General features: G+C 40.5%; 15 protein-coding genes. 2 read left to right on the top strand and 13 right to left on the bottom strand.

What is annotated here, in order from left to right; genetic code table 11:
* Nucleotides 1–44 precede the first annotated feature (44 nt).
* Nucleotides 45–2300: a glycogen/starch/alpha-glucan phosphorylase gene (locus LKD41_RS09660; RefSeq protein ID WP_022244419.1), complete on the bottom strand. Its 2256-nt coding sequence runs from the start codon at nt 2298–2300 to the stop codon at nt 45–47.
* A gap of 171 nt (nt 2301–2471) precedes the next feature.
* Between LKD41_RS09660 and LKD41_RS09655 the strand changes: the two genes are divergently transcribed.
* On the top strand, nt 2472–3353 hold the full coding sequence (locus LKD41_RS09655; RefSeq protein ID WP_117946466.1) for an AraC family transcriptional regulator: 882 nt from the start codon (nt 2472–2474) through the stop codon (nt 3351–3353).
* Here LKD41_RS09655 and LKD41_RS09650 read toward each other — a convergent pair.
* The 10 genes from LKD41_RS09650 to LKD41_RS09605 form a co-directional block, all read right to left on the bottom strand.
* A complete protein-coding gene (locus tag LKD41_RS09650; RefSeq protein WP_227701053.1) occupies nt 3316–4086 on the bottom strand; it encodes an HAD family hydrolase in 771 nt (256 codons plus the stop codon). The two genes, LKD41_RS09655 and LKD41_RS09650, sit on opposite strands and share 38 nt — an antisense overlap.
* 21 nt (nt 4087–4107) lie before the next feature.
* Complete coding sequence (locus LKD41_RS09645) at nt 4108–5052, bottom strand: magnesium transporter CorA family protein (protein ID WP_117946568.1); 945 nt, start codon at nt 5050–5052, stop codon at nt 4108–4110.
* A gap of 116 nt (nt 5053–5168) precedes the next feature.
* Complete coding sequence (locus LKD41_RS09640; RefSeq protein ID WP_118056454.1) at nt 5169–5891, bottom strand: SigF/SigG family RNA polymerase sporulation sigma factor; 723 nt, start codon at nt 5889–5891, stop codon at nt 5169–5171.
* A gap of 7 nt (nt 5892–5898) precedes the next feature.
* Nucleotides 5899–6330, bottom strand: coding sequence for an anti-sigma F factor (gene spoIIAB, locus LKD41_RS09635; protein ID WP_227701052.1), 432 nt, complete (start codon nt 6328–6330; stop codon nt 5899–5901).
* Nucleotides 6331–6353: 23 nt separating this feature from the next.
* Nucleotides 6354–6674, bottom strand: a complete 321-nt coding sequence (locus tag LKD41_RS09630) for an STAS domain-containing protein (protein ID WP_022244425.1) — start codon at nt 6672–6674, stop codon at nt 6354–6356.
* 210 nt (nt 6675–6884) lie between these two features.
* Nucleotides 6885–8267 carry a tetratricopeptide repeat protein gene (locus LKD41_RS09625; RefSeq protein ID WP_118172985.1) on the bottom strand — a complete coding sequence of 461 codons (1383 nt, stop codon included), beginning with the start codon at nt 8265–8267 and terminating at the stop codon, nt 6885–6887.
* 22 nt (nt 8268–8289) lie between these two features.
* Nucleotides 8290–8430: a hypothetical protein gene (locus LKD41_RS09620; RefSeq protein WP_022244427.1), complete on the bottom strand. Its 141-nt coding sequence runs from the start codon at nt 8428–8430 to the stop codon at nt 8290–8292.
* Nucleotides 8427–9716, bottom strand: a complete 1290-nt coding sequence (locus LKD41_RS09615; protein WP_227701051.1) for a bifunctional folylpolyglutamate synthase/dihydrofolate synthase — start codon at nt 9714–9716, stop codon at nt 8427–8429. Before LKD41_RS09615 ends, LKD41_RS09620 begins: the two co-directional genes overlap by 4 nt.
* A gap of 127 nt (nt 9717–9843) precedes the next feature.
* Nucleotides 9844–12492, bottom strand: a complete 2649-nt coding sequence (locus LKD41_RS09610; RefSeq protein ID WP_227701050.1) for a valine--tRNA ligase — start codon at nt 12490–12492, stop codon at nt 9844–9846.
* Nucleotides 12493–13370: 878 nt separating this feature from the next.
* A complete protein-coding gene (locus LKD41_RS09605) occupies nt 13371–14186 on the bottom strand; it encodes an Rpn family recombination-promoting nuclease/putative transposase (protein WP_227701049.1) in 816 nt (271 codons plus the stop codon).
* 372 nt (nt 14187–14558) lie between these two features.
* Here LKD41_RS09605 and LKD41_RS09600 point away from each other — a divergent pair, with 372 nt between their 5' ends.
* Nucleotides 14559–15182 (top strand): chemotaxis protein CheC, encoded by a 624-nt coding sequence (locus tag LKD41_RS09600; RefSeq protein ID WP_022244431.1) that lies wholly within the window; start codon nt 14559–14561, stop codon nt 15180–15182.
* Between the two features lie 66 nt (nt 15183–15248).
* On the opposite strand, the gene LKD41_RS15675 is transcribed toward LKD41_RS09600, so the two are convergent.
* Together LKD41_RS15675 and LKD41_RS09595 are read right to left on the bottom strand one after the other, a co-directional pair.
* Nucleotides 15249–15383, bottom strand: a complete 135-nt coding sequence (locus tag LKD41_RS15675) for a hypothetical protein (RefSeq protein ID WP_022244432.1) — start codon at nt 15381–15383, stop codon at nt 15249–15251.
* Between the two features lie 38 nt (nt 15384–15421).
* Nucleotides 15422–16099, bottom strand: coding sequence for a GTP pyrophosphokinase (locus LKD41_RS09595; RefSeq protein WP_022244433.1), 678 nt, complete (start codon nt 16097–16099; stop codon nt 15422–15424).
* Between the last annotated feature and the right edge of the window lie 256 nt (nt 16100–16355).

Raw genomic sequence — 16355 nt, 5'->3', positions numbered from 1 at the left:
GTCCCTCATTGTTTTTAAAGGTTGGAGAATACTTTTATCAAAATTTAGTCTAATTTCCAAATATCTTTGTTGTACTGCTCAATTGTACGGTCCGATGAGAAGAAGCCGGCTTTGCTGATGTTTGTCAGCATCATTTTTGCCCATGCTTTTCTATCTTCATAATCTGCAAGCATTTCATCTTTCTTTGCACGATAAGATTCGAAATCCGGAAGAGTCATGAACCAGTCTTTATTGATTAACTCATTGAAAAGTCTCTCTAAGTTCTCTGCATTTCCGATTGCTTTCATTTCATCACTTACGATGAAGTCGATTGCACGTTTGATATCTGCATCATTATCATAATACTTGCGTGATACATAATCAGCTTTTGCGTAATGCTCAATTACTTCGTCAGAAGACTCTCCGAAGATGTAGATGTTATCATCTCCTACTAACTGATGCATTTCTACGTTTGCTCCGTCCATGGTTCCGATTGCTACTGCACCATTTAACATGAACTTCATGTTAGATGTTCCGGATGCCTCTTTAGAAGCTAAGGAAATCTGCTCATGGATATCTGCTGCCGGGATTAATTTCTCAGCTAAAGTAACATTGTAGTTCTCTACCATAACAACCTGTAAGTACGGACTTACTTCCGGGTCATTTGCAATTAACTGCTGTAAGCAGAGAATTAAATGGATAATGTCTTTTGCAATGATGTAAGCCGGAGCTGCCTTTGCACCAAAGATTGCAGTAATCTTTCTTGCCGGTTTCTTTCCTGCTTTGATTTCAAAATATTTGTTAATTACATAGAGTGCATTCATCTGCTGTCTCTTGTACTCATGTAATCTCTTAATCTGGATATCAAATACTGAGTTCTCATCTAAGTCGATGTTCTGTGTTGCCTTTAAGTAGTTCTTAAGAACAACTTTGTTCTCAGTCTTGATTGCAAGTAATTTATCTAATACTGCATCATCATTTACGAACTGTCCTAATTTTTCCAGTTCCATTGCATCTTTCTTGAATCCTGGTCCAATCAGTTCTTCGATTAAGGATGTTAATCCCTTATCACAGTGTAATAACCAACGACGGAATGTGATACCGTTTGTCTTGTTATTGAACTTCTCAGGATAAATCTTGTAGAAGTTATTTAACTCAGAATCTTTTAAGATTTCTGTATGAAGGTATGCAACACCATTTACGCTGAATCCGTAGTGGATATCCATATGAGCCATGTGTACACGTTTTTCATCATCAATGATGTATACAGACTTGTCATCATATTTAGCAACTACACGGTTGTTTAATTCGTAGATGATTGGCATTAACTGTGGAACAACTTTCTCTAAGAAAGAGATTGGCCATTTCTCTAATGCTTCTGCTAAGATGGTGTGATTGGTATATGCACAACACTTGGAAACGATTGCAATAGCCTCGTCCATGCCGATTCCTCTTTCCATTAACAGACGAATCATCTCCGGGATTACCATAGATGGATGGGTATCATTAATCTGGATTACTGCATAATCAGCAAGATCATGTAAGTTACATCCTCTTTCTACCGCCTCATCTAAGATTAACTGTGCAGCGTTGCTTACCATGAAGTACTGCTGGTAAACACGAAGGAGACGTCCCTTGTCATCACTGTCATCCGGATATAAGAATAATGTCAGGTTTTTCTTGATATCCTCTTTGTCAAAGTCAATTCCATCCCCAACGATGCTCTCATCTACTGTTTCGATATCGAATAAATGAAGCTTGTTGGTTGTGTTTTCATATCCGGTAACATCAATATCATATAATTTTGAAGTTACATTAAATCCACCAAACTGTACCTGATAGCTCTTATCTGTCTTTGTCAGCCAGCTTTCATCCTGAATCCAAGGATTCTTGGTTTCTTTCTGAAGGTTGTTTTCAAATACCTGTTTGAATAATCCGTAATGATAGTTAAGTCCAACTCCATCACCGTTTAATCCTAATGTTGCAATAGAATCAAGGAAGCATGCTGCAAGTCTTCCAAGACCACCGTTACCAAGTGATGGTTCCGGCTCAACCTCTTCAATTGCACAGATGTCTTTGCCATTTGCTGCAAGTACATCTCTCACTTCATCATATACACCTAAATTAATCAGGTTGTTGGAGAGAAGTTTTCCAATTAAGAACTCTGCGGAAATATAATATAATTTTTTCTTTCCGTTGTGGTTTTCTTTCTTCTCAGCCATTGCTTTTGTCATCTCTAATAATGCGAAGTATAATTCTTCATTAGAGCAATCAGCAATTCCCTTGTTATATTTCTTTGTTACGATTTCCTGTAAATTCATTTTTGACCCTCCGTAAAATTTGAATTCAGTTCGTTCTCTTATGTATGCATTATCTAACATTTCTTTTACATTTTCTTGTAATATACCGGTCAAAAGTGGTACAATACTATCATATTTCGGTGATTTTAGAAAAAATCACTTTTTTGTACATTTTGACGAAAGGCGTTTCCCATGAATATTCTCGAATATGAAAATTACCAGGAAAAGAAATCACATGGTTCAGAAAGTTTCCCATATATCACCTATCCCTGTTCAATTCCCTTAGATTTTGAGCGGGTGCCTGCCCACTGGCATGATGAAACGGAAATTATCTACATCAAAAAAGGCTGCGGACTGATTACCGTAGATTTGGAAGAATATCCGGTTCAGGAAGGAAGTATTCTTCTGATTCTTCCGGGACAGGTTCATTCCATTGAACAGTATCTCGATTACAAAATGGAATATATTAATATTATTTTTAAACTGGAAATGCTCCTTGCCAAACAGACAGACATCTGTAACAGCCGCTACTTTACACCGCTTTTAGACGGCACACTGCGGCTTACCACACATTTTACACCGGGTATGCCATTCTATAACGAGGTTGCCGGCTGTATCAATGCTGCGGATGAAGTCTGCAGGACCAATCCCCCGGCCTTCCAGCTTGTGATTAAAGGACAGCTTTTCCTGCTCTTTTCCATTCTGATTTCTAACTGCTGCGAAACAAGTGCCTCCCGCAAGAACCAGAAATCCCTGGAAAAGATGAAACGCATCATTAAATATATTGAGACAAATTATGCCAGTAAAATTTCCATTGAAGAAATGGCAGATGCGCTGGACTTAAGCCAGTCTCATTTTATGAAGTTTTTCAAAAATACCATGGGAACTACTTTTACAGAATATTTAAATGATTACCGGCTGACCATGGCCAGCCGGCTGCTTATTTCGTCTGAAGCTTCTATATTAGACATTGCCGCTGAAGTAGGCTTTGACAACCTCTCTTACTTCAACCGGCTGTTTAAGAAACGCTTTTATGTTACACCCCGTGAGTACCGGAAGCGTTTTGCAGGATAAGTTCTTTTACTTTTTTCATATCCATTGCAGGCAGGTAATAGGTACTGTCCGGCTTTTTGTCATCTTTTGGAGAAATATTCGAATGAATGTAAAAAGTGTCAAGACCTGCCTCTTTGGCCCCGTTGATGTCACAACGTACATCATTTCCTATCATCAGTGTTTTCTTCACATCCAGATGATACTTTTCTATCAGTTGTTCAAAAAAACGGATGTCCGGTTTCTTGGTTCCATAATCGGATGAAATTAAAATATCGTCAAAATATTTTGTAATATCCAAATAATTCATCTCATATTCCGTAAAGATTCTCTGGGCATTGGATAAAAGATATACCTTTTTACCACATTTTTTCAATGCTTTTAATAATTCTCTTACGCCATCATAAATCCGCACATACTCCATGGTCAGTACCCGGAAGAACTGTCCGGTATGAACTGCCAGCGCATCATCAGCCTTTATCCCCTTCTTCGCATAAAGCTCTTTGAATACTTCTTCAATACGAATCTCCGGAAATGCCTCATGGGCATAGTGCGGCTCCTTTTCCAACTCTCCCTTTAAATCTGTCTCTTTGCTTTGAATCAATGCCAGATAAGATTCCTGTAATTCCTGCGGGTCATATAAAGCTCCATAAAATCCGTAAAACAGACTCAGTTTTTCCCATACCCTAGCATCATTTTCCTCTGTATGGATATCTACCAGTGTTCCATACAGATCAAACACATAATTGTCGTACATATTACCTTCCATTTCCTGCTTTTATTTAAACATCTTTGTCTTAGCAAAGATTAATGCAACAATAAGACTGCATACCACTGCAATTAATACGATAATAACAAATCCATAAGGACTCTCTGCGAACGGCATTCCCTTTGCAGCTACATTCATGCCATACGCTGAGAATATCATAGTCGGAACAGAAAGTACAGCTGTTATTATGGCAAGCACCTTCATTACCACATTCAGATTGTTGGAAATAACTGATGCAAAAGCATCCATCATTCCGCTCAAAATGCCGCTGTAAATATTTGCCATCTCAATTGCCTGCTTGTTTTCAACAATAACATCCTCAAGAAGTTCTTCATCTTCCTGATATTTTTTAATATTGTCATTTTTAAATAATTTTTCCAGTACCACCTCATTGGAGCGGAGTGCTGTCGTAAAGTAAACCAGACTCTTTTCCAGTTTCAAAAGCTCGATTAACTCCCGGTTCTGTGTGGACTTGTGCAGCTTGTTTTCCACAATTTCACTCTGGCGGTCAATACTTCTTAAGTACTGTAAGAAAAGAGAGGATGTCCGGTACAAAATCTGAAGCACAAAGCGGGAACGCATGGCAGGATTAAAATCTCGCACCGTGCCATTGGCAAATGCTTCTAATATTGGAGTCTTCTCAAGACTTACTGTAATGACTGCTTTTTTTACCACAAAAATAGAAAGTGGAATGGTATCATAAAGTTCCTTATCATTATGGGTTTCAATATTCGGGATATTAACCAATACCATAGTATAATTCTCATCTGTTTCAATACGCGAGCGCTCGTCCGTATCCAGTGCGGAACGCATGGCATCTGCATCAATTCCATACTGATTTACCATTGCTGCGACTTCTACCTCTGTTGGATTTACAAGGGAAATCCAGCAATCCTCCCCTGGTGATTCAATTTCGGTGATACGGTTCTGTTCACTGCAATAGTACTTAATCATCTTTCCACTTCCTTTCTCTTCATTTCCTGTAAAAAAAATCCCCATCAAAGCCGGAACACTTTGACAAGGGAATCTCGCTTAATCCTTTTTTAGTATATTTCCACCCCCTTTGTTTGTCAACCCTGACTCATGTATTTTCTCATCTGCAGTAATATTTTCTTCTCCATGCGGCTGACCTGTACCTGACTGGTGCCAAGCTTTGCAGCAATCTGGCTTTGCGTGGCATTTTCAAAATAACGCATCTTAATCAGCTGCTGCTCCCTTCCGGATAACTGTTGCAGCAATTCTTCTATCAGAAGCTTATTTTCCAGTTCTTCCTGCGCATTCTTCTTATCCTTTAACCGGTCCAATAGATAGATTTCACTGCCATCCGACTGATAGACGCTCTGGTAAATGGATTCTACTTCTCCATTGGCTTCCACTGCAAGGACAATCTCTTCCTCCGAAAGCCCGGTTTTTTCTGCCAGTTCCTTTAACTCCGGCTCCCTTCCAAGCATGTCTGTCAGTTCCTTTCTTGCATTGCTGATAAGATAGCCTTTTTCTTTCATGCTCCTGCTGACCTTCACCATGCCATCATCCCTTAGGAAGCGGCGGATTTCTCCCATAATCACCGGCACTGCATAAGTGGAAAAGCATACCTCATAACTTACATCAAATTTATCCACTGCCTTCATCAGTCCAATGCATCCGATCTGAAACAGTTCTTCTTTATCATGTCCTCTTCCTAAAAATCTTTGTACCACACTCCAGACCAGCCCCTGATTTCCAAGCACCAGCGTATCTCTTGCCTGCTTATCCCCTTTGTGTGCCCGTTTGATATAAGCAATTGTCTGTTCCATTCTCCACTTAACTTTCCCGCACCAGATTTTTTTTCATTTTTATAACAGTTCCTTCTCCGACCTTTGACCGTACTTCTACTTCATCCATGAAAGCCTCCATAAAAGAAAAGCCCATACCGGACCGCTCCAGCTCCGGCCTTGTCGTAAAAAACGGCTCCTTTGCCCGTTCAATATCCGCAATTCCCTTCCCGCTGTCTTTTACGGTAATATGTACGGTACTTCCGGAAAGACAGCACTGCATCACTACCGTTCCTTCCTTTTCTTCATAGCCATGGATAATGGCATTGGTTACTGCCTCCGATACCGCAGTTTTAATATCCTCTAACTCATCCAGTGTGGGATTCATCCGGGCGCAAAATGCTGCTACCGCTACTCTGGCAAATCCTTCATTTACGGATAATGCCTCAAATTCCAGTTTCATCTCATTTCTTCTTTCCATATTTACAGCCTCCATTTTCATACCTACTTCTTCTCCCCTTCTTTCATCTGAACCAGTTTATGCAGACCTGATACCACAAAAATTTTCCGGATCCGCTCATTCATATTCTCTGCCACCACTTTTCCGCCGCTGTAATTCATGTTCCGGCACCTTCCGATTACCACGCCAATCCCTGAGCTGTCCATAAATTCTGTACCGGCAAAATCAAAAACCAGTTTGTTAACCCGGTAAGAATCAATCAGTAAATCTGCCTCTGCCCGCAGCTGTGTGGCGCAATGATGATCCAACTCCTTTGGTACCCGGATGGTAAGACATCCATTTTCTAATTCATACTTAAATTCCATTCTTCTATCCTCCATATACATTACGTAAAAAGAATGTGCCCTGGCACATTCTCGCGCCTGCGGCGGTCGCTTGCGACATCTACCTTATACGCCGCAGTGTGCATCCTCGCGGTGCGTTTTGTAGTTTACAGAAAAGCAATTTCCTGTAAACTACAAAAGACGCCCGGCAATCTGCCTGACGTCTTTTGTAAACTGTTTTTCTTTATTCTGTTACTGTTCTGCATTCTGTAATTCTTCCAGATAGCGGGAAGAATTGGCTGCACGTTCCGTATTCGGATAACCATCAATCACTTTCTGATAGTATTCAATGGCTTTTTCATTCTCGCCCAGATTCCGGTAGGTCTGTGCCAGATAATAAATCGCATTGCCATCCTGGTATGCCTCATCCATCTCTACTACTTTTTCAAATCCGGTCTTCGCTTCTTCATAGTTATAATTACTGTATGCCTGATAACTGTCTGCATAAGTCACCTGAAGATACTGGTCATTTACAGTTGCGTTGATATTCTGATAAATTTCCTTTGCGGTATCGGAAAGGTTTTCTTCCTTCACACCGGAAAGTGCATCTCCTGCTGCTGTAATATCTCCCTCCTGGAAGGATTTATATGCTGAAAGCAGCTGGTCATAGCTGCTAATCTTATTGGAAGTCTCCTCGGAATCGCTTTTTGCAGAAGACACCTGCTGGTTCAGGTCATCAATCTGATTTTCCAGATTGGTAATCTGCTGATTCTTCGTGGTTATGGTATCATTTGCCTGAACCACTGATGTATTGGCATCACTCTTTGCCTTCTGCTTTACACTTGGCACTACAAGGAAACAGGTGACTGCAACACCAATTGCCACCCCAAGCAAAATGGTCAGTATTGTGGCAAAACCTGAAGTATCTTTGAATTTTGTCGGCTGGATAATGAGGTCATTTCCACTCTTATAGGAAATAAGGTCATCTTCTTTCTTTTTCTTCTTACCGCTGTTGGCACTGCGCAGCATCTGATTGGTCTCTTTCATGTAACGCAGTGTAATCGTATTGCTGGAATCAATTTTCATAGCTGCCCGCAATGACTTCTTTGCCTGCTCGAATTTATTCTCTTTCATGTACAAAAGAGCCAGCAGCTGATGTCCCTTTACCAGTTTCGGGTTTAAGGACAATACCTTCTTCAACTGGATAATTGCAAGATCTGTACTATTCTGTCTGCAATATAACAATGCCTGATTGTATTTCTTAATGGTCTGATTTACCGTTTCTAACTGTGCCGGATTCTTCTGCACAGCGTCCAGATAACGTCCTGCATCATTATCCTTTGGCTGAAGGCTCTTACTAATCACCCATTCACCCATGGCAGATACCGCCTCACCGGTCTCAAAAAGTACCAGTCCCAGGAGATTTCTTGCCTGAATGTTCGTCTTATCAAACCGAAGACTCTTCTTAAGACTTTCAATCGCTCCGGATAAATCACGGACATTGCTTCGCTCTAATCCCTGATTATAATAATAATTAGAGGTCATCACAATTTTCTTATATACTTTTACGTCAATTCCACAGTTCGGACAACGGTTGTCCCCTGTCAGATCTGCTCCGCAATTATAACATTTCATACTTTACCTCACTTAACGAATTCTACTGTCGTCTTGCTTCTTTCATCATTTCTCTTAAAATGTCTGTCATATCCGTTAAGTCCTGATTGTAAATAGCTTCCTCTGCCTCTTCTACTTCCAGGCTTGGTTTGAATTTCTTTAATTCTTCTTCAAAATCTATCATGCTTCATTTCCTCCTGCTATCTTTTCCAATTCTCCAATCAAATACAGGGAACCCGCACAGAATACCATCTGGTTGTCCTTCCTGTATTCCTTTACATATCTGTATGCCTGTGCACAGTCTTCTATTACTACTGTTTCCCGGTCGTTTGCCATAAATTCATCCTGCAATTTCAATGGGTCTATTCCACGGCTGTCCGGGATGCGGGTCAGCACAATACTATCCCACGCAACTTCCTGACACAGTACTTTTACTGCTTCTTTATGATTCTTCTCTTCCATCATGGAAAAAAGAAGAACTGGCTTTTCTTCCGCAATCTTCTGCACATTTTTCACAAAGTGGGCAATACCATCTGCATTATGTGCTCCGTCAAAATAGATAAATGGCTCTGCCTGCTGCATTCTGCCCATCCATCTGGTATGTTCCATTGCAGAGATAATCTCTGCTTTTCCAATTCCGGTTTCCACCTGAAGGACAGATAACGCCCGATATGCCAGTGACGCATTCATCATCTGATATTCTGCCGGAAACGGGATTTTCAAATCAACAACATCATACCCATTGGTATAACAAAAATCAATAGTTTTCCCGGTTATTTTATGAATTTTAAGACTTTCTAAAGAAATACAGTAATAAGGTGCTCTTTTTGCCCTTGCAGTCTGCCTTATCACTTCTGCCGCTGTTTCATTACTTCCATCAAAGATAACAGGAACGCCTTCTTTGATAATCCCTGCCTTTTCTCCTGCAATTGCTTCAATGGAATCTCCTAAAATCTGTGTATGCTCGAGACTGATAGATGTAATAATCGTAAGCAACGGTTCCTCAAATACATTCGTTGCATCTAACCTTCCGCCAAGTCCGGTCTCTAAAATAAGATAATGTACTTTCCGCTTCTGAAAAAGATACATGCCCATGGCAAAAAGATATTCAAAAAATGCTGGATGCGGCAGTCCTTCTGCTTCCATCTGCTCTACCACCTTCTGCACTGCCTCAAAGCTTTCTACAAATTCTTCCTGACTGCACTTTTCGCCATTGATTACGAAACGTTCTTCCATGCATACAAGGTGCGGAGAAGTAAAGAGTCCCACTTCACATCCATGTTCCACCAGCACCTGATTGATAAATGCACAGACACTTCCTTTGCCATTGCTTCCTGCCACATGGATGATTTCAAACTGATGCTCTCTGATAGAAAGCCTCTGCAGCATTTCTTTCGTATGCTCTAAACTGTTTTTCTTTGTGAACTTTGGTATTTCATATATATAATTGCAAATCTCTTCATAAGTCATTTTTGTCACCACTTTTCTAAGTATAATATAGTGGGAAATTTTTTCAAGAGGTTATCCTGTTTCCATAAAAAGTTTTCGCCGCAGAAACTGCGGCGAATCGACAATACCTGTCTTTTAACTTTTGTAACTATTTCATCTGAGCCAGACGCTCCTGTACGGTAGCCATCATCTGCTCATATTTTGCAAGCTTATCTTTCTCTTCCTGAATCTTTGCAGCAGGTGCCTTGCTTACAAACTTCTCATTATTTAACATGCCGTGGGAGCGGGCAAGTTCTTTCTTAAGACGCTCTTCTTCTTTCAAAAGACGCTCTTTTTCTTTTTCCATATCTACCAAGTCTTCCAACGGCATGTATACAACAGCTCCCGGAATAACTACGGATACTGCATCTTCTCCGATTCCTGCCTTATCGGACTGGACATCAATCTCGCTGGCACTGATAAGATTCTGGTATGTTTTCTTCATGCTCTCGAAGGTCTCACAAAGTGCTTTGTCTTCAGATACAATAAATACCTTTGCCTTTCTGGATGGTGGAACATCCATCTCTGTTCTTAAGTTACGGATGCCTTTTACCAGCTCTTTTACATGAGCAAGCATCTCTTCTTCTGCCGAGAAATTCCACTCTTCTTTGTAAACCGGCCAGTCAGCCAGCATAATGGTCTCTTCCTGCGGATTTAAGGTACAGTAGATTTCTTCTGTGATAAATGGCATATACGGATGTAATAATTTTAATGCCTGTCCTAATACAGTACGAAGTGTCCAAAGTGCACTGTTGGCAGCCCTGGCATCCTCGTCTTTCTTATAAGTACGAACTTTGGCAATCTCGATATACCAGTCACAGAATTCATCCCAGATAAAGTCATATACTTTCTGTACTGCAATACCAAGTTCGAATTTATCCATATTTTCTGTTACATCTTTGGTCAATGTATTAACTGCTGAAAGAATCCATTTATCTTCCGGTGCCAGGTCAGAAATTGCAGGCTTTGTTACTTCCATACCCTCTAAGTTCATCATAATGAAACGGGATGCATTCCACACTTTATTGGCAAAGTTACGGGATGCTTCTACACGTTCCCAGTAGAAACGCATATCATTTCCCGGTGCATTTCCGGTAATCAGTGTCAGTCTCAAGGCATCTGCACCATATTTATCAATAACCTCTAACGGGTCAATTCCATTTCCAAGAGATTTACTCATCTTACGGCCCTGGGAATCACGAACCAGTCCGTGGAATAATACAGTATGGAATGGTGCTTTGCCCATCTGCTCATATCCTGAGAAAATCATACGGATTACCCAGAAGAAAATAATATCGTATCCGGTTACTAATACATCATTCGGATAGAAATAATCTAAGTCTTCTGTTTTCTCCGGCCAGCCTAAGGTTGAGAATGGCCATAATGCAGAAGAGAACCAGGTATCCAGAGTATCCGGATCCTGTGTCATATGGGTGCAGCCGCACTTCGGACATTTCTCCGGTGCGTTCTTAGATACTACCATTTCTCCGCATTCATCACAGTAATATGCAGGAATACGATGTCCCCACCAGAGCTGTCTGGAAATACACCAGTCACGGATATTATCCGTCCAGTTGAAGTAGGTTTTCTCCATACGTTTTGGAAGGAGCTTGATTTCTCCATTCTTTACACCTTCTACTGCCGGTTTGATTAAATCATCCATTTTTACAAACCACTGCTGTTTAATCATTGGCTCTACGGTTGTGCCACAGCGGTCATGGGTTCCTACGTTATGGGAATGCGGAACAACTTTTACCAAAAGTCCTTCCTTCTCTAAATCCTCTACCAGTGCTTTCCGACATTCGTATCTGTCCATGCCCGCATATTTGCCGGCTTTGCTGTTCATGGTTGCATCATCATTGATAACAACGATTTCTTCCAGATTATGACGTTTTCCAACTTCAAAGTCGTTCGGGTCATGAGCCGGTGTAATCTTTACACATCCGGTTCCAAATTCTTTATCTACATAGGAGTCTGCAATAACCGGAATCTCACGGTCTGTCATCGGAAGCTTTAACATTTTTCCGATAATATCCTGATAACGTTCATCATCCGGATTTACTGCTACTGCAGTATCACCAAATAAAGTCTCCGGACGGGTGGTTGCGATTTCTACGAATCTTCCCGCTTCTCCTACTACCGGATAATTGATATGCCAGAAGAAGCCATCCTGTTCTTCATGTTCTACCTCGGCATCGGAAATAGATGTCTTGCAGACAGGACACCAGTTTACAATACGGGAGCCTTTATAAATAAGACCTTTTTCATATAATTTTATAAATACTTCAAGAACTGCATCAGAGCATCCTTTATCCATGGTAAAACGTTCTCTACTCCAGTCTGCGGAAGAACCCATTTTCTTTAACTGGTTGATGATGCGGCTGCCATACTCATCCTTCCACTCCCAGCATTTTTCTAAGAAGCCTTCTCTTCCGAGGTCATTCTTGTCAATTCCCTGCTTCTTTAAGGAATCAATAACCTTTACCTCTGTTGCAATGGCTGCATGGTCTGTTCCCGGCTGCCATAATGCATTATATCCCTGCATTCTCTTGTAACGGATTAATATATCCTGCATGGTATTATCCAATGCATGTCCCATATGAAGCTGTCCGGTAATATTTGGCGGCGGCATTACAATGGTAAACGGTTTCTTGCTGCGGTCAGCCTGTGCATGGAAATATCCATTGTTTTCCCATTTCTTATAAAGTCGGTCTTCAATCCCTTTTGGGTCGTAGGTTTTTGCAAGTTCTTTGCTCATAATTGTTCTCCTTTTTCTAAATTGGACGTTTCGTAATTTGTAAAAGTGCTATCTTTATTAGTAGACATTTCAGTTATCTGAAAGGTATGGGACTTTTGATAGGAAATACTGCTGTTCTAAAGGCACATGTTTTTCTTTTTGCTATAAAGGCTGTCTTTCCAATATTTGACAAGCCAGCTTCACTGTTCGCCAATACGCGGATGCTATTTTAGTTTCCTATAAGCTGTCTACAAGCACTGTCCCGCATCCGCCTCTGTCGGACAGTACCGCCGTCCTGTCAAAGTAACGGAAAGACAGCCTGCAAGCAAGAAAAACATGTACCTTAGAGCAGCTAGTATTTCCTATCAGATAAAGTCCTACATCTTTCAGATAACTGAAATGCCTCAAATAAATATTCTATCTTCCACAAATACTATACTCATGCAGAAACAAAGAATGTGCCTTGGCACATTCTCGCGCCTGCGGCGGTCGCTTGCGACATCTACCTTATACGCCGCAGTGCGCATCCTCGCGGAGCGTTTTTTACTTTACAGGAAAGCAATTTCCTGTAAAATAAAAAGCCCTCCCTATCCAGCTGGATAAGAAGGGCGAATCAGCGCGGTACCACCTTCGTTATGCATAGTATCTATGCATATCTCTTCTCCGTAACGTGGAGTGTCGGGAAAACTTATGCCTTGTTGAAATTCTTTATATGATTCCGGTTACAGGCTTTCTGGGTCTTCCGGTTCAAAAGCTACCTTCCATCTGTCGTATTCAGACGACCTTCCAGCCGATGAGCCGTCCTCTCTTAGAACCGTACCGATGTACTTCTCTTTCTCATTACCTTTATCTCTAGGCTTTATATTAAATTTGCCAGGCACTTTTGTCAAGGGTGAGTTTTATAAAGTATACTTTCCCAACAACTCTTTTGCCCACTCTTCACTTATCTGTAACTCTTCCTGCAATAACGCCAAAATCTCTTCCTCTGATTTTCCGAATTTGCGACCAAGTCTTATGATTTCCTGTGTCTGACCTTCTCTTCTGATTCTCGCTTCTCGCTCAAAACTCTTCATATATGCAAGACCTACCTCTCCATCCCGCTTTACTGCAGTTACCATCCGATGAAGCTTTTTCAGGCTTTCGGTGGAAGCATTCTCTATGGACGAATGCTCCATGTAATGCAGCAGCTGCTTTAATTCTTCCGGTGGGTTTCCTTCTTTTCCTCTTGTATACAAGAATATGGTCTTTGCACCATCCTCATACTCTAATTCCGGCACTTCTACACAGCTATTCTTAATGGTATATACCATTCGGTTCTCACTAAAAGGGTCATAGGTTGTGATAAAAATCACAATTACATTTCGAAGCTTTCCATATTCTTCGCCTGCCGGCAAATTTCCTGCATCGATCTTTGCATGATAAAAACGTGCTCTACGGGGAAGTGCTGCGAGATCTCCCTTTCCGTCATTCTGGTCCGGCTCAATATCAAAAATTTCTCCATTCTCTTCATCCAGATATACGTCCAGCCGGATACCATGGGCTTCTGTATTTTCTCCACCGAAGAATCGTTGCGGCACCACTGTAAGCTTTCCAATCGGACGGTGCAGAATACATTCCAAAATATACCTTGCTGACTGTTCCCCATAAACTTTGTGGCTGGTCAGGCTGTTTACCAGAAAGTCATCCACCAGATTCAGTTCTTCTAAAGTTTTCATTTTTCCTCCTTTTCCCATAGCACATAGAAAAGCAGGATTGCATACACTATTTCTTCCTCTGATGTTCCGTCCATTCAATGCACTATGCGTTTGTTAATTGTAATTAGAATTTGAAAGCATAGAATTCATTGAATTGTTACCAGAAATTTAGATTGGCTTTTGCCATTCGAAAAATAGAATATATGCTTTGTGCTGATTGTAACAAATAAAAAGGGAGAATACAAGCAGAATTTTTATTCTTCAAATTCTCTTCAAAATTCTTTATAATTCCTTTCGAAATGCCATAAAAATCCATTCTCATTGCCTGTATCCTATGTTATAATAAATGAAAACGAGAAAAATTTATACTGTAATGACAAAGGGAGAGTTTTTATGTCTATGCTAAATTTAAAAGAACTGGATTCTATACATTTAAGCGTTCTAGCTGAAATTGGCAACATCGGTTCCGGTAATGCTGCTACTGCACTGGCAGGTCTCTTAAATACACCGGTAGATATTGAAGTGCCAAATATCTGCCTGATGGATTATACCAAAGCTGCAGATTATCTTGGTGGGGCAGATAAAACTGCTATTGGTATGACTGTAAATGTAAAAGGTGATATGAATGGTGTTATGCTTCAGATTGTGGAGAAAGAATTTACCAGCCGGCTTATCAACACCTTTTATGAAAAAAATGTCGATTCCATTGATTCACTGGATGATATGGATTTATCCGTATTGCGCGAAATGGCAAACATCACAACTGCTGCTTATGTAAATTCTATTGCAAAAATGACAAATACCTTTATTGATATTGAACCACCGCAGAACCATCTTGGTACCATTGGTGAAATTCTGGCTGTCCCGGAAAAAGAATTTACAAAACTGGATTATCAGGTTCTCTTTATTGATGAACGGTTAAGTTTTGCCCATACCCAGATTAAAAGTGCCATGATTCTGATTCTTGAAATAGACTCTATGAAAGTGCTTTTTGAAGGACTTGGTATCGATTTATAACATTGTAAAAGACAAAAAAGAACGTTCCCGTCTGGAATAATTTCCATTCAGGAACGTTCTTTTTCTTTACTCTTCTTCTTTGTCCTCATCTGCAATTGCCGCTGCTGCCCCGGATACTGCGGCTACTACCGCTATTACAGCTACAATTATTACAAATAAGATTAAAATTCCAAGGAAAATCAGAAGTCCACCCTCTGTCATCTTATTACCTCCTCCTTGTGCCAGATATCTATAGTATACTACGATTCTGTATTATCGTCTATAAATTCTATCATATGACGAATATCCTGCATCTCGCAGTCCATTTCTGTAATTACATCTGCAACATGCTTTAATTTATCTGCTATTTCTTCTGAATTATTAATATGTTTCTTATAGCGAAGCTTGTGCTCAAGACTCGCCCAGAAATCCATGGCAATGGTCCGGAGCTGCACCTCCACTTTCATATGGCGCTTCTCGTTCGATAAAAATATCGGCACATCTACAATCAGATGCAGACTACGGTATCCGTTATCCTTCGGATGTGCAATATAATCTTTCTTCTCTACCAGAATGATATCATCCTGCTGCAGCAGCAAATCTGCCATAGTATAAATATCTTCCTGAAAAGAACAGATGACACGCACTCCCGCAATATCAAACATATTCTCCTCAATTGCTTTCATGGAAAATCCAATGTTCTTCCGTTTGATTTTTTCAATAATACTTACCGGTTTCTTCAGTCTTGTTTTTATGGACTCAATCGGATTCCTGTTATATTGTGTGGAAAACTGCTCATTTAATACCTTAAACTTTGTTTCCACTTCCATCATGGCACACCGGTAATACATCATCAAATCCCCAAAGGGTTTCATCTCACTTAAAAAATCCTCCGGATGTGCCTCGTCTTTTATTCTGCTAAAATCTAATGGATTCATCTTTTACTTTCCTCATAAGTTTATTTTTCTTACTTTTCTATCATATCAGAAAATACCCGAAACAACTATTAATTTTTTCTAAAGTTATCGCAGTGCTCACCAAAGTCTAGCAGAAAAGAAGTTCGCTCAAGCAAACTTGGCTCTTTCTTTTCTGCTAGACTTTTTCTCGCTACTTGCGTAACAAAGAATGTGCCTTGGCACATTCTCGCGCCTGCGGCGGTCGCTTGCGACATCTACCTTATACGCCGCAGTGTGC

It is taken from the genome of Roseburia sp. CLA-AA-H209, from assembly GCF_020687575.1.
In the GTDB taxonomy this organism is placed as follows: domain Bacteria; phylum Bacillota; class Clostridia; order Lachnospirales; family Lachnospiraceae; genus Roseburia_C; species Roseburia_C amylophila.
This window is presented reverse-complemented; position numbering and strand designations above follow the sequence as displayed.